This window comes from Exiguobacterium sp. FSL W8-0210 (assembly GCF_038006045.1).
In the GTDB taxonomy this organism is placed as follows: domain Bacteria; phylum Bacillota; class Bacilli; order Exiguobacteriales; family Exiguobacteriaceae; genus Exiguobacterium_A.
In genome coordinates, this window is record NZ_JBBOUK010000001.1 from 53,276 (window position 1) to 67,422 (window position 14,147).

Consider the following 14,147-nt stretch of genomic DNA (forward strand, 5'->3'; position numbering starts at 1 on the left):
TACGAGAGTGTTTGAAGAAGGTGGAGAGATCATGCGGAAACGCTTAAAAGAAGTCATAGTCGTCGAAGGACGGGATGATACGACACGATTACAAGAAGTCTTTGATGTCGATACAATTGAAACGAACGGTTCAGCCGTTAATGAACAAACGATGCAACGCATCGAGAAGGCACTGGAACGACGCGGTGTCATCATCTTCACGGACCCTGATTTTCCAGGAGATCGTATCCGTGCCCGAATCAATGAACGCGTACCAGGCTGTAAACACGCCTATCTTCCTCGTGCCCAAGCAAAAGATAAGCGAGGGAAAATTGGTGTGGAGCATGCCTCACCTGCCGCAATCGAAGAGGCGCTCGCTGCTGTCTATGAGACGGAAGAAGCACCGGTTGCCGAAGTGACACGTGAGATGATTCTAGCAGCCGATTTGATTGGTGGACCAGCAGCCTCAATCCGTCGTCGTCGTCTCGGTCAGATTCTTGCGATTGGTGAACCGAATGCAAAACAACTCGTCAAACGCGTCGCATCGATCCGAATCACGCGGGCGGAATGGGAAGCGGCATTGAAACAATTAGAGGAGGAAGAAGTTTGAAAGACATTGCTACATTGCACCGGACTAAAGAAATTTTAGCGAAACATGGCTTTTCGTTTAAAAAATCGTTGGGACAAAACTTTTTAATCGATTTAAACGTATTAGGAAACATCGTCGGGGCAGCTGGATTAACGCCTGAAAGCGGCGTACTCGAGATCGGACCAGGAATCGGCTCATTGACGGAACAATCGGCGAAACAGGCGAAAAAAGTCGTCGCTCTTGAAATCGATCAGCGGTTGCTACCGATTCTTGACGATACACTTTCACCGTATCCTCATACGAAGGTCATTCACGGCGATGCTCTTGAACTTGATCTTTCGACGATCGTCGCAGAAGAGTTCACGCAAGAAGGCATCACTGATATTGCCGTCGTCGCGAACCTCCCGTATTACGTCACGACACCGATCATCATGCGGATTCTCGAAGCGAAAGCACCGTTTCGGACGCTCGTCATGATGATTCAAAAGGAAGTCGCTGAACGAATCGGTGCAAAACCGGGCACGAAAGCATACGGTTCTCTATCGATCGCGATTCAGTATTATGCGGAAGCTGAAGTCTGCTTCACGGTTCCAAAACAAGTCTTCATTCCGGCACCAAATATCGATTCAGCAGTCATCCGTTTGAACATTCGAAAAGAGCCGGCGGTACAGACACAGGATGAGGCATTATTCTTCGAAATCGTCCGAGCAAGTTTTGCACAACGCCGGAAAACGATTTTGAACAACTTGACGACACACTTCGGGAAGACGGAAAAGGCGGCGGTCGAAGCGGCATTGTTGGAAGCTGGAATCGAACCACGTCGTCGCGGAGAAACGCTCAGCCTGCAGGAATTCGCACAGTTAGCGGATGCACTTTTGCCAATTAAAAAACGTTGACGGATACGATTAGAACAGATATAATATTTCCCCTTTCTAATATTTATTTAATATGCTATAATAAATATTAGTGAGGTGAAGCGTATGCCAAAGACGTTGAACGAAATCAGACATGTTTTCGAAACACATGTTGGTGAAAGACTGACGCTAAAAGCAAGCGGCGGTCGTAAAAAGGTCGTAACCCGAATCGGAACGCTCGTTGAGACGTATCCTTCGGTGTTTGTAGTCAAGCTAGACGCAGAGCGCCACAATGTCGAGCGAGTTTCTTATAGCTACGCCGACGTGCTAACAGACTCCGTACAAATCGAATTTGCGAATTCGTAAACTTACCTTCCGAAGCGGACAAAATGTTCGCTTCTTTTTTTGTGGAAAGGTTGATACAATTCCTACAGGAAACGAACTAGAGGAGGAACGGCACGATGACGATTATTGTAAAGGCTCCGGCCAAGATCAACCTAGTCCTGGATGCGACGGCAAAGCGCCCGGACGGCTATCACGATGTACATATGGTGATGACGACAGTCGATTTGGCAGACCGTCTAGAATTGACGGAGCTGCCGTCAGGAGAAATTCGAATGAATGCCCAGCACGCTTACGTTCCGAACGACGAACGTAATCTTGCGTATAAAGCAGCAGCAATCTTAAAAGAAAAATACGACGTCAAGACAGGGGTCGAAATCTTCTTAGAGAAACACATCCCGGTCGCAGCGGGACTTGCAGGTGGTTCTAGTGACGCAGCAGCGACATTACGTGGTTTGAACGAGTTATGGCAACTCGGTTTGACGCTGGAAGAGTTGGCGGAAGTCGGCGCGGCGGTTGGTTCTGACGTACCGTTTTGTGTCATGGGAGGAACAGCGATCGCAACGGGTCGCGGAGAGAAGCTAGAAAAACTTGTCTCACCACCCCCGTGTTGGGTCGTTCTTGCCAAACCGACGATCGGTGTATCGACGGCTGACGTCTATGGTGCCCTTGACTTGAACACGGCAAAACGTCCGAACGTCGAAGCGATGATCGATGCGGTGAAGGCGCAAGATTTCCAAGGTATTTGCCAGTCACTTGGGAATGTTCTCGAATCGGTCACGTTGCCGATGCACCCGGAAGTCGAGCAAATCAAGGAATTCATGGCGAGTTGTGGCGCAGAAGGCGTCTTGATGAGCGGAAGTGGTCCGACGGTCTTTGCATTGACGGAACACGAGAATCGGGCACAACGTCTCTATAATGGATTACGCGGCTTTTGTAACGAAGTCTACGTCGTTCGTCTTTTAGGCGAAAACCATTGATAATATCCGTATGAAAATGATATATTCACTATTGAATATTCGGAATTACGGAGAGGTGGAACAAAACAAATGAAAATTCGGAGAAGTGGTCGATTGGTCGACATGACGCGGTACTTGCTTGACCATCCCCATCATCTCGTCTCATTGACGATTTTTGCAGAACGTTATAAATCGGCGAAATCGTCGATCAGTGAAGATTTAGATATCGTCAGCGAGATGTTAGAGCATGAGGGAACGGGTCGTCTCGTCACGGTACCAGGTGCTGCGGGTGGCGTCATGTTCATCCCGACGTGGAGCAGTAAGAAGGCGTTACCGTTCATCGACGATCTATGTGAACGTGTCGCACGTCCAGATCGACTGTTGCCAGGGGGATACCTTTATTTGACGGACTTACTCGGGGATCCGAAGATGGTCAAACAAATGGGGCAAGTGTTTGCATCTGTCTTTAGCCAAAAGAAAGTCGATGTCGTCATGACAATCGCGACGAAAGGGATTCCACTTGCTTATGCGGTCGCTGAGCAACTTGGTGTGCCGTTCGTTATCGTGCGTTCGGATAGTCGCGTGACAGAAGGTTCAACGGTCAGTATCAACTATGTCTCAGGTTCTTCAAAAGCGATTCGGACGATGGCACTTGCGCGCCGGAGTTTACCACGTGGGGCGAACGTCTTATTGATCGATGACTTCATGAAAGCCGGCGGAACGATTCGCGGAATGATGAGTCTCTTGAGCGAGTTCGAAGCAAAGGTCGCAGGTGTGGGTGTCTTGATCGAGGCAGAGGGTGCCGAGAAGAAGATGGTTAACGAATACGTCAGCTTAATGAAATTAGCGGACGTCGACGTCGATCTTGGTCAAATTCAAGTCAAGCGTGGAAACGTCGATCACTATTTCTCGGAAGCAGAGACTACCTGAAATTGACAGCCGCATGGATTGTAACTATACTGTAATTATCAAACTTTTGGAAATTATGCGTAAAAAGATTGGGAAAGACTAAACCTTTGTTTGTTTTAAGCCGTAAGTAGAAGTAGACAACGAAGAGTTGTGACAACGGTTAAAGGGGTGCGGACAAAATGAACGTTACGGACGTTAAAATTCGTCGCGTCGTGGCAGAGGGTCGAATGAAAGCACTTGCCTCTATTACGCTCGACCATGAATTCGTGGTACATGATTTGCGTGTGATCGAAGGGAACAGTGGTCTCTTCGTCGCCATGCCAAGCAAACGAACGCAAGAAGGTATCTTCCGGGATGTCGCTCATCCAATCAATGCATTAATGCGAAAAAAGGTCGAAGATTCAGTACTCGAAGCCTATGCGGCACGTGAGGATCAAGAAGAAGGTCTCGGTTACGAAGTCTCTTCTGCCCAAACGACAAATCAAGCATAAGAAAAAGACAGGTTTTCTCTTCTTGGGAAAACCTGTCTTTTTTCTCGTTTTTTCCTCGATTCCGCTTCGTCCCATCATTGAATAACGATGCCATTTTCGTTATAGTTGGAACGAGTGTACTATTTCAGAACGAAATCAACACTAATTTACGTGGAGGAGCGACAAGGATGAATCATTTCGCGGTAATTCTAGCAGCGGGTAAAGGAACTCGGATGAAATCGAAGCTTTACAAAGTACTTCACCCAGTCGCTGGGAAACCTATGGTACAGCACGTCGTCGATCAATTAGCGACGCTCGGCGTCAAGCGACAGGTCGTCATCGTCGGTCACGGTGCGGAATCCGTCAAAGAAGTGCTTGGCACATCGGTGGAATACGCACTTCAAAGTGAGCAGCTTGGCACAGGTCATGCTGTTCAAATGGCAGAACCCGTACTCGGGAACGAACAGGGAGCAACACTCGTCGTCTGTGGCGATACACCACTCTTGACGAGCGAGACACTGTCTTCATTGTTACAACATCATACGGATACGAACGCAAAAGTGACTGTCTTGACGGCACTCGCTGACGATCCGACAGGTTACGGACGAATCGTGCGTGGCGAAGATGGAAACGTCTCGAAAATCGTCGAGCACAAGGATGCGAATGCAGAAGAACTTGCACTTCGGGAAATCAATACCGGTACGTATGTATTTGATAACGAGATGTTGTTCGCAACGCTGAAGCAGGTCAAGAACGATAACGCGCAAGGTGAGTATTACTTACCAGACGTGATTGAGATTGCTAAAGCAGCAGGCGAAACGATCGCAGCGTATGCGGCACCTACGTTCGAAGAGACAATCGGTGTCAACGATCGCGTCGCACTTGCGCAAGCGGAAACATCGATGCGTAAGCGGACGAACGAGTACTGGATGCGTCAAGGTGTCACGTTCGTTGACCCGTCTTCGACGTATATCGGACCGGACGTCACGATTGGTTCAGATACTGTTCTTTATCCGGGAACACAATTACTCGGTCACACGGTCATTGGTTCAGAATGTACGATTGGTCCGAACTCGGATATCCGCAATAGTGAAGTGGCAGATGGCGCCACTGTTCGTCAATCCGTCGTCACGGATAGCAAGGTTGGTCCTGCGGCACAAGTCGGTCCATTCGCGCATTTACGTCAGCAAGCGGTTCTCGGTGCGAACACACGCGTCGGAAACTTCGTTGAGATCAAAAAATCAACATTTGGCGAAGGTAGCAAATCAGCACACCTGAGCTATGTCGGAGATGCGACGATCGGAGAGAACGTCAACCTCGGTTGTGGATCGATCACGGTCAACTACGATGGAAAAAATAAATTCCAGACGATCATTGAGGACGATGCCTTCATCGGCTGTAACGTCAACTTGATCGCACCGGTCACGGTCGGCAAGAATGCCCTTGTTGCTGCCGGATCAACCGTCACGGATGATGTGCCGGAAAACGGTCTCGCGATCGCACGGGAACGTCAAACGACGAAACCCGATTATCGTTAATTCATTACTTGTCGCTCTACTCGTCTAAACCCAAACAAATGGAGGCCACCTACACATGTCTACTGTCTTAGAACATGAAATTCGTATTTTCGCACTCAACTCGAACAAACCACTGGCAGAGGAAATCGCTAAAGTCATCGGAATCCCGGTCAGCGAAAGTTCAGTCAAACACTTCAGTGATGGCGAAATTTCGATGAACATCGAAGAAAGTGTCCGAGGGGATGATATTTACATCATTCAATCGACAAGCCAACCAGTCAACGAAAACCTGATGGAACTTCTCATCATGATCGATGCACTGAAACGGGCGTCTGCACGGACAATCAACGTCGTCATTCCATATTACGGTTATGCGCGTCAAGACCGCAAAGCACGTTCACGTGAGCCAATCACGGCGAAACTCGTTGCGAACTTGCTTGAAGTAGCAGGGGCGACACGCGTCGTGACGATGGATCTCCATGCAGCACAAATCCAAGGGTTCTTCGATATTCCAGTAGATCAATTGATGGGTGTACCGCTTCTCGCTTCATACTTCGAGAAAAAGAACATCGATCCAAACGAACTCGTCATCGTTTCTCCAGACCATGGCGGTGTCACACGGGCACGTAAATTAGCAGAACAATTAAAAGCACCGATCGCGATCATCGACAAACGCCGTCCGAAACCGAACGTCGCAGAAGTCATGAATATCGTCGGTCAAGTCGATGGCAAGATTGCCATCATCATCGATGACATCATCGATACAGCGGGTACGATCACACTTGCAGCGAACGCTTTGATCGAAAACGGAGCGAAACAAGTCTATGCATGTTGTACACACCCTGTTCTTTCGGGTCCAGCAATGGAACGGATCGAGAACTCAGCGATCGAAGAACTCGTCGTCTTGAATACGATCGACTTGACACAACGCGAATGTGCAAGCAAAATCAAACAAATCTCTGTGGCACGTTTGCTTGCAGAAGCAATCATCCGTGTACACGAACAGAAATCAATCAGCCCGCTCTTCAGCTGATTGCTTGATGCATACGAACGACGTGGTCCGGTTTATTGAAATCGGACCCTTGTTCGTTTACTTTTTTTAATAGAAATGAGGAATCGATATGAAATGTATCGTCGGATTAGGGAATCCTGGTGCGAAGTATGCGAATACGCGCCACAACATCGGTTTTCTTGCGATTGATGCCTTAGCGGAGAAGCACGGGATCAAGCTTTCAGAATCGAAGTTTAAAGCCCTCTTCGGAACGGGAATGATAAACGGAGAACGTGTCGTGCTCGTCAAGCCATTGACGTATATGAACTTATCAGGTGAAGCGGTGCGACCGTTACTTGATTTCTATAAAATCGCGGTCGAAGATGTGCTCGTCATCTATGACGATCTGGACTTGCCGCTTGAGAAACTACGGTTGCGTTCAAAAGGCAGTGCAGGCGGTCATAACGGCGTCAAGTCGTTGATCCAGCACCTCGGTACGCAGGAAATCAAGCGCCTTAAGCTCGGCGTCGGTCGACCACCGGCACCCATCCAAGTCATTGACTGGGTGTTAATGAATTTTTCGAAGGCGGAGCAAGGAAGTCTGCAACATGTACTCAATGCGTCTGTCGATGTAGCGACGGACTTCATAGACACACCGTTTCTCGCTTTAATGAATCGGTATAACTGAACGCAACGCTTTGGGGTTCCAAAGCGTTTTTGCTGTCGTGTTTTAGGAGGAAGAAGATGAAACAATTACAAGAACTCTTACTAGCGATTCCTGAAATCAAGACGGTTCGGGAACGTTTCCGGGACGGTGTCAACGCTCAGTTGATCACCGGTCTGATGAACAGTGGGAAAGCATTGTTCGTAGCCGGGATTTATCAGGAGACGAAACGTCGATTCGTACTCGTGACACATAATATGTTCCAAGCACAAAAACTGTACGATGATTTGATTGAACTCGTACCGGAAGAAGACGTCATGCTCTATCCGGTCGATGAGACGTTAGCAGCAGAACTTTCTTATGGCGCAAGTCCAGAACTGCGGGCGACGCGGATTGAGACCCGTCATCGTTTACTGACGACGGACGACGGAATTTTGATCATTCCGCTCGTCGGTTTACGTCGATATGTTCCGGATGCACAGACGTTCCTGTCACACGTCAAACAAGTGAAGCCGGGCGACATCTTATCGATTCCGGACTTCGTTCAAGATTTAGTCGATGCGGGGTACGAACGGACAGCGACCGTGACGACGCCTGGTGAGTTTGCTGTTCGCGGAAGTATCATCGATATTTATCCGCTTACGGTCGAACGCCCATACCGGCTCGATCTATTCGACGAGGAAGTCGACTCGATCTATACATTCGATGCGGAGACACAACGTTCGCTCGGTGTCGTCGCAGAAGCATGTTTGATGCCAGCGGCGGAACACTTCGCGACGAAGGATCAGTTGAAGGACGCGGGTGAAAAAGTCCGTCGTCTTTATGAGGCGACGAAAGAGCGCGTCCAAAGTACGGAAGTCCTCGCGGCACTTGAAGAGGGAATCGCCTATGACGTCGAGTTGTTAGAAAATGGCGATTGTCCGAAACAGTTCGCGAAGTATGCACCGATCCTCTACACGTCGACGTTACGTCAAGACGTGACGGGAAGCGTCTTGATCGTCGATGAAGTCGCACGGGTCGAAGAAGCGGCGGAAGTCCAGGATGCAGAGGAAGCAGAATGGATGGCGTCTCTCATTGAACGCGGACAAAGCGTCAGTGATTACGTCCTGTCCGTTCCGATGGCACATGTCTTTGAAGGACAACCATTGTTGTATCTCTCGCTCCTACCGACCCGCCGGAGTGGGGTACCGGAAAGTGCGGCAATCCATTTCAGCATCAAACCGATTGCACCGTTCCATGGTCAGATGGAACGCCTGAAGCAAGAAGTCGAGCGATATCGTCGCGCTGACATGTGGATGGTTTTCTTAGCGAGTAACCGAGAACGTGCCGAGCGGATGCGTCAGACGTTATCCGATTATGGGGTCGAAGCCTCGATCGTAACGAAAGAAGGCATCACTCGTGGTCAACCAGCGATCCTGATTGGGGGAATTCATGGTGGATTCGAGATGACGAATGCGCGTCTCGTCGTCATCACGGAAGAAGAAGTCTTCAAGCAACCAGCGCGTCGCCGGAAGCAAACGACGAAGCTGACGAACGCTGAACGGATCAAGAGCTACCAAGAATTGAAGACAGGCGATTACGTCGTTCATATTCATCATGGGATTGGACGATACCACGGCATCAAGACGATTGATGTAGCCGGTAATCATCAGGATTATCTCCATCTCGTTTACGCGGGAGAGGACTCGTTGTATGTTCCTGTCGATCAGATCGACTTGATTCAAAAGTATGTCGGCGCTGAAGGAAAAGAGCCGAAGATTTATAAACTCGGCGGGACGGAATGGAAAAAGGTCAAAGCGAAGGTCCAGAAATCGGTCGAGGATATCGCTGATGAATTGATCAAGCTCTATGCGGCTCGTGAAGCTGCCGTCGGTTTTGCGTTCCCAGAGGACGACGATAACATGCAAGCGTTCGAGGCTTCGTTCCCGTATGAGGAAACGGTCGATCAATTGCGATCGATTGCCGAGATCAAGAAGGATATGGAACGTCCGCGTCCGATGGATCGTCTATTATGTGGCGACGTCGGGTATGGGAAAACGGAAGTTGCGATTCGAGCGGCGTTCAAAGCGGTCATGTCTGGAAAACAAGTCGCGTTACTCGTACCGACGACCGTCCTTGCGCAACAACACTACGAAACGATGCTTGAGCGATTCAGTGAATGGCCGATTCGAGTGTCGGTCATGAGCCGGTTCCGTTCGCCAGCAGAATTAAAGGCGACGAAACAAGGGTTAAAAGAAGGAACGATCGATGTCGTCGTTGGGACACACCGTGTGCTGTCGAAAGACGTCCAATTCGCTGATATCGGATTGTTGATCATTGATGAAGAGCAACGATTCGGTGTTAAACACAAAGAACGTCTGAAACAGTTGAAGACAAACGTCGATGTCTTGACGTTGACAGCGACACCGATTCCGCGGACATTGCACATGTCGATGATCGGAATCCGTGATCTCTCGGTCCTTGAGACACCACCGGAAAACCGTTATCCGGTCCAGACATACGTCATGGAATACGACGGAATCGTCATGCGGGAAGCACTCGAACGGGAACTCGGACGTGGTGGACAAGCATTCTTCCTCTACAACCGTGTCGAGGGCATCGAGCGAAAGGCAGAAGAGATTCGCGCCCTCGTACCGGAAGCACGAATTGTCACGGCTCACGGTCGAATGACGGAAACCGAACTCGAAAGTCAGCTAATCGCCTTCTTCGAAGGAGATGCCGACGTCCTTGTCAGTACGACGATCATTGAGACGGGGATTGATATCCCGAACGTCAATACGTTGATCGTTCATGACGCCGATCAAATGGGCTTATCACAGCTTTATCAATTACGTGGTCGTGTCGGTCGTTCAAGTCGCGTCGCCTACTCGTACTTTACGTACCGTCCGCAAAAACGATTGACGGAAGTGGCAGAAAGTCGTCTGCAGGCGATCAAGGAGTTCACGGAGCTCGGTAGCGGTTTTAAAATCGCAATGCGTGACCTGTCGATTCGCGGTGCCGGGAACTTACTCGGTTCGCAACAATCTGGATTCATCGATTCTGTTGGTTTCGATCTCTATTCGCAGATGCTTGCAGAAGCAGTCGAGGAGCGGAAAGAACGGATGAAAGGTAAAAAACGCATCCAGAAATTCGTTCCTGAGTTCACATTCAGCCTTGATGCCTATATTCCATCGCACTACATGACAGACTCCGAGCTGAAAATCGAGTTCTACAAACGTTTGAAATATGTTGATACCGTCGATAGTCTCGAACAACTCGAAACGGAAATGCTTGAACGATTCGGTGAGTTTCCGGATGAGGTCGCGCGTTTGATCCAGTTGACGCGAATGCGCATTTTCGCTGAACGGGCGCGTGTCGAGCGTGTTAAACAAACCGATCCGAAAATTGAGATCGTCTTATCGCTCCAATCGACACAACAACTCGATGTGGCGGACTTCGTTAAATGGACTGTTCCACTGGGACGTGGTCTTGGAATGGGACAACAAGAGGAGAAACTCGTCTTAACCCTCAACCGCAACAAACAGTCGACGCAACAGATGACGATGCAGGCAGAACAATTATTGGCGGAACTTGATCGCCGGCTCGTCGGGCGATGAATAGACGAACGATTGCGCAAGGCGCAGCACTGCTTGCGATCTCTAGTTATATCTCAAAATTGCTCAGCTTCTTTTACCGGATTCCGTATCAGAACCTCGCTGGTGATTTCGGATTGTACGTCTATCAGACCGTCTATCCATTATTTGCGATTGCGGCAGCGCTCGGCATTTATGCGCTGCCTGTCATCGTGGCGAAGTTGACGCTTCACCACCCGGATGAGAAACGAGAAGTTCTCTGGTCGATTTTTTATGTCTTACTTGCCATGACCGTCTTTTTCGGTCTGCTCGGATGGTGGATCGCCCCGACGCTCGCTGGGTGGTTCGGGGATGCAAAACTGGTTGTGCCCCTGCGTGCGGTAACATGTACGTTTTATTTACTACCCGTGATTGCTGTTCTACGAGGAATGTTCCAAGCAGATCTTGAGATGCGACCGACGGCTGTATCCCAAGTCTCTGAAAATGCCGTCCGTGTCGGACTATTGTTGCTTGTGACGTATATCGGTGTCTCGATGCAGGCGGACCCCTACTGGATTGGTGCGAGCGCTCATTTAACGGCGATTGGCGGCAGCATCGTTTCGTTATTCGTCCTGTTACGCTTTGCGAAAGGGAAAATCGGTCGTCCGGTATTTTCGAGTATTCATATAAGACGTGTCGGAAAAGTGCTGGTGACAAGCGGTGTAGCAGTTAGTATCGCGTCACTTGCCTTGTTGCTGATGCAATTGATTGATGGATTAACGTTCGTCAATCTACTTGGCAATACGACGGAAACAAAAATCGAAAAAGGAATACTCGACCGTGGGTATCCGTTACTGCAATTTGCGATTCTGTTTGCGACGTCGATGAGCCTTGCGAGTGTGCCAGCCTTGTCGACCGCATACCGGAAACACGATCCACAGATGATGCGTCAACAACTCGAGACATTACTCCGTTCCGGTTTATTGATTGCCGCTGCAGCGACGATCGGGCTAATGGGTGTGATGCGTCCGCTCAATATTGCGTTATATCAAAATGATCAAGGAACAGCGGGATTGATTTGGCTCGCAGCGACGGCATTTGCCGCATCGATCGCGATGATGATCGTCTCTTGTCTCCAGTCGGTTGATGCCGAGAAGTATGCGCTTGTTGGTGTTCTTATCGGATTAGGGGCGAAGCTTACTCTGAACCTCTATTTCATTCCCCGATATGGTATGATCGGGGCGGGTATGGCGACATTTGGCGGTTTTGCCGTCATGGCGGCAGCACAATGGATTTTATTGAACCGGAAGTTCGGTCGTGTATCTGCGGGAACTGTTTTTTATCGAAGACTGGTCTTACCTGTGCTTACCATGGGTGTGTTTCTGTATCTGATCGAGACGTTTTTCCAGCTGTTTGAGCTTGAGACACGAATCGGTGCGGCACTCGAAGTCGGCGTTCTTGTCGTCGGTGGTGCCATCATTTATGGCAGTATGGCGTTACGCTTTCGTGCCTTATCAGAACAAGAGTGGGCGTTATTGCCTTTAGGAGATAAGTTATATCAGATGTACCAACGTAGGAGGAGCATATGACACACCGAATTACGATCGTCGGCCTTGGCGTCGGCGAACTCGAACAATTGCCGTTTGGCATCTATCGATTATTAAAAAACACGACACAACCTGTCTATTTGCGGACAGTGGATCATCCAGTCGTTTCAGAACTTGCAGCAGAGGGAATGAACTTTACATCATTTGACTCAGTTTATGAACGACATAGTCGGTTTGAAGACGTATATACAGAAATCGTCGAGGAATTGCTTCGTCTTTCTGAAACGACAAATATCATCTATGCCGTTCCAGGACATCCATTAGTCGCTGAGAGTACTGTGCAACAGTTGTTGCAACGGACAGACAATGTCGATGTCGTAGGGGGACAAAGTTTTCTTGATCCGATGTTCGCTGCACTTGGCGTGGATCCGATTGAAGGATTCCAGTTACTTGATGCAACGGCATTTGCTGTCGATGAAGCACAGATTCGTCAACATTTGTTGATTGGACAAGTCTATGATGCGCTCGTCGCCGGTGACTTAAAGGTTCAGCTGATGGAACGTTATCCGGACGAACATCTTGTCACTTTGGTCACGGCAGCGGGTACAAGCAAACAAACTGTCCAAAGCGTGCCGTTATATGAACTCGATCATGTGACGACGCTCAGTAACTTAACGACGGTCTATGTACCACCGGTTACGGATGAGCAGACGTTGAATCGTGACTTCGCGACTTTAAAAGAGATTATCGCGCGATTACGCGGTGAAGGTGGTTGTCCGTGGGATCAAGAGCAGACGCATGAGTCCTTAAAACGACATTTAATCGAAGAATCTTACGAATTACTGGAAGCAATCGACCTTCAGGACGATAACTTAATGATAGAAGAACTAGGAGACGTCCTCTTACAGGTTATGCTCCACGCACAAATTGGTCTAGATGAAGGGTATTTTGATATTCGAGACGTCATCGGAAGCGTCAGCGATAAGATGATTCGTCGCCATCCCCATGTCTTCGGGGAAACGACTGTTGATTCTTCAGCAGACGTTGTGTCGAACTGGCAAGACATCAAAGCACAAGAAAAACCGGAGCGGACTTCTTTACTTGATGGTGTGACAAAAGGAGCACCTGCTTTGATGCGCGCAGAAGACATTCAAAAGAAAGTGGCGAAAGTCGGTTTTGAATGGAGTGACGTCGAGGGGGCACTTGAAAAAGTGATCGAAGAGTTACATGAATTGAAAGAAGCAGCCCCAGAAGAACGACTCGGAGAATTTGGAGACGTCCTGTTCTCGATAACACTCGTCGGAAAATACCTCGGTCTATCGGCAGAAGAAGGATTACAACGAACGAATGATAAATTTATTCGCCGTTTTACACGGATGGAACAACTAGCGGATCGACCGCTCGTTGAGATGACGCTTGAAGAGCAAGATTCACTCTGGCATCAAGCGAAGCAGGAGGAACAGTCATGAGACTTGATAAATTTTTAAAAGTATCGCGTCTGATCAAACGACGGACGCTTGCGAAAGAAGTCGCCGATCAAGGTCGGATTACGATCAATGGTAATGTAGCGAAAGCAAGTAGCACGGTAGCAGCAGGTGATGAGATGACGATTCGGTTCGGAAATAAGATCGTGACAGTTGCGATTTCAAGCATTAAAGAACATGCGAAAAAAGAAGAAGCGTCTGATATGTATGAAATCATCCGTGAAGAAAAGGTGAATTCCGAAGAATCGATGTAATTTACCGGAAAAAGGAAGTATACTAAAGAGTGTCAGG

At 48.8% G+C, this 14,147-nt stretch carries 13 protein-coding genes; all 13 read left to right on the forward strand.

What is annotated here, in order from left to right; genetic code table 11:
- Positions 1-31 precede the first annotated feature (31 nt).
- The 13 genes from rnmV (at position 32) to MKY22_RS00365 (ending at position 14,110) form a co-directional block, all read left to right on the forward strand.
- Positions 32-589: a ribonuclease M5 gene (gene rnmV / locus MKY22_RS00305; protein ID WP_023466539.1), complete on the forward strand. Its 558-nt coding sequence runs from the start codon at positions 32-34 to the stop codon at positions 587-589.
- Positions 586-1,464 (forward strand): 16S rRNA (adenine(1518)-N(6)/adenine(1519)-N(6))-dimethyltransferase RsmA, encoded by an 879-nt coding sequence (gene rsmA / locus MKY22_RS00310; protein ID WP_341085804.1) that lies wholly within the window; start codon positions 586-588, stop codon positions 1,462-1,464. Before rnmV ends, rsmA begins: the two co-directional genes overlap by 4 nt.
- A gap of 84 nt (positions 1,465-1,548) precedes the next feature.
- Complete coding sequence (locus tag MKY22_RS00315) at positions 1,549-1,788, forward strand: Veg family protein (protein WP_012368950.1); 240 nt, start codon at positions 1,549-1,551, stop codon at positions 1,786-1,788.
- Positions 1,789-1,883: 95 nt separating this feature from the next.
- The gene (gene ispE, locus MKY22_RS00320) at positions 1,884-2,744 is read left to right on the forward strand and encodes a 4-(cytidine 5'-diphospho)-2-C-methyl-D-erythritol kinase (RefSeq protein WP_023466542.1); all 861 of its coding nucleotides are present in this window, start codon (positions 1,884-1,886) and stop codon (positions 2,742-2,744) included.
- A gap of 69 nt (positions 2,745-2,813) precedes the next feature.
- Positions 2,814-3,653 carry a pur operon repressor gene (purR, locus tag MKY22_RS00325; protein ID WP_023466544.1) on the forward strand — a complete coding sequence of 280 codons (840 nt, stop codon included), beginning with the start codon at positions 2,814-2,816 and terminating at the stop codon, positions 3,651-3,653.
- Positions 3,654-3,811: 158 nt separating this feature from the next.
- Positions 3,812-4,123 (forward strand): septation regulator SpoVG, encoded by a 312-nt coding sequence (gene spoVG, locus MKY22_RS00330; RefSeq protein ID WP_290779562.1) that lies wholly within the window; start codon positions 3,812-3,814, stop codon positions 4,121-4,123.
- Positions 4,124-4,290: 167 nt separating this feature from the next.
- Positions 4,291-5,640, forward strand: coding sequence for a bifunctional UDP-N-acetylglucosamine diphosphorylase/glucosamine-1-phosphate N-acetyltransferase GlmU (gene glmU, locus MKY22_RS00335; RefSeq protein WP_290779564.1), 1,350 nt, complete (start codon positions 4,291-4,293; stop codon positions 5,638-5,640).
- A 55-nt stretch (positions 5,641-5,695) separates the two neighbouring features.
- The gene (locus MKY22_RS00340) at positions 5,696-6,652 is read left to right on the forward strand and encodes a ribose-phosphate diphosphokinase (protein ID WP_012368955.1); all 957 of its coding nucleotides are present in this window, start codon (positions 5,696-5,698) and stop codon (positions 6,650-6,652) included.
- Between the two features lie 88 nt (positions 6,653-6,740).
- Entirely contained in the window at positions 6,741-7,298 is a 558-nt protein-coding gene (pth, locus tag MKY22_RS00345) for an aminoacyl-tRNA hydrolase (protein WP_023466549.1), read from the forward strand.
- A 56-nt stretch (positions 7,299-7,354) separates the two neighbouring features.
- Positions 7,355-10,870 (forward strand): transcription-repair coupling factor, encoded by a 3,516-nt coding sequence (gene mfd / locus MKY22_RS00350; RefSeq protein ID WP_341085812.1) that lies wholly within the window; start codon positions 7,355-7,357, stop codon positions 10,868-10,870.
- The gene (locus tag MKY22_RS00355) at positions 10,867-12,414 is read left to right on the forward strand and encodes a putative polysaccharide biosynthesis protein (protein WP_056062004.1); all 1,548 of its coding nucleotides are present in this window, start codon (positions 10,867-10,869) and stop codon (positions 12,412-12,414) included. Before mfd ends, MKY22_RS00355 begins: the two co-directional genes overlap by 4 nt.
- Positions 12,411-13,841 (forward strand): nucleoside triphosphate pyrophosphohydrolase, encoded by a 1,431-nt coding sequence (gene mazG, locus MKY22_RS00360; RefSeq protein WP_290779574.1) that lies wholly within the window; start codon positions 12,411-12,413, stop codon positions 13,839-13,841. Before MKY22_RS00355 ends, mazG begins: the two co-directional genes overlap by 4 nt.
- Entirely contained in the window at positions 13,838-14,110 is a 273-nt protein-coding gene (locus tag MKY22_RS00365) for an RNA-binding S4 domain-containing protein (protein ID WP_023466556.1), read from the forward strand. The genes mazG and MKY22_RS00365 overlap by 4 nt, the downstream gene beginning before the upstream one ends.
- Positions 14,111-14,147 lie beyond the last annotated feature (37 nt).

What these genes read in the sequence shown, in the direction of transcription:
- rnmV (WP_023466539.1), top strand. Translation starts at nt 32, where the DNA reads ATGCGGAAACGCTTAAAAGAAGTCATAGTCGTCGAAGGACGGGATGAT.
- MKY22_RS00315 (WP_012368950.1), top strand. Translation starts at nt 1,549, where the DNA reads ATGCCAAAGACGTTGAACGAAATCAGACATGTTTTCGAAACACATGTT.
- MKY22_RS00340 (WP_012368955.1), top strand. Translation starts at nt 5,696, where the DNA reads ATGTCTACTGTCTTAGAACATGAAATTCGTATTTTCGCACTCAACTCG.
- glmU (WP_290779564.1), top strand. Translation starts at nt 4,291, where the DNA reads ATGAATCATTTCGCGGTAATTCTAGCAGCGGGTAAAGGAACTCGGATG.
- purR (WP_023466544.1), top strand. Translation starts at nt 2,814, where the DNA reads ATGAAAATTCGGAGAAGTGGTCGATTGGTCGACATGACGCGGTACTTG.
- MKY22_RS00365 (WP_023466556.1), top strand. Translation starts at nt 13,838, where the DNA reads ATGAGACTTGATAAATTTTTAAAAGTATCGCGTCTGATCAAACGACGG.
- pth (WP_023466549.1), top strand. Translation starts at nt 6,741, where the DNA reads ATGAAATGTATCGTCGGATTAGGGAATCCTGGTGCGAAGTATGCGAAT.
- MKY22_RS00355 (WP_056062004.1), top strand. Translation starts at nt 10,867, where the DNA reads ATGAATAGACGAACGATTGCGCAAGGCGCAGCACTGCTTGCGATCTCT.
- ispE (WP_023466542.1), top strand. Translation starts at nt 1,884, where the DNA reads ATGACGATTATTGTAAAGGCTCCGGCCAAGATCAACCTAGTCCTGGAT.
- spoVG (WP_290779562.1), top strand. Translation starts at nt 3,812, where the DNA reads ATGAACGTTACGGACGTTAAAATTCGTCGCGTCGTGGCAGAGGGTCGA.
- mazG (WP_290779574.1), top strand. Translation starts at nt 12,411, where the DNA reads ATGACACACCGAATTACGATCGTCGGCCTTGGCGTCGGCGAACTCGAA.
- mfd (WP_341085812.1), top strand. Translation starts at nt 7,355, where the DNA reads ATGAAACAATTACAAGAACTCTTACTAGCGATTCCTGAAATCAAGACG.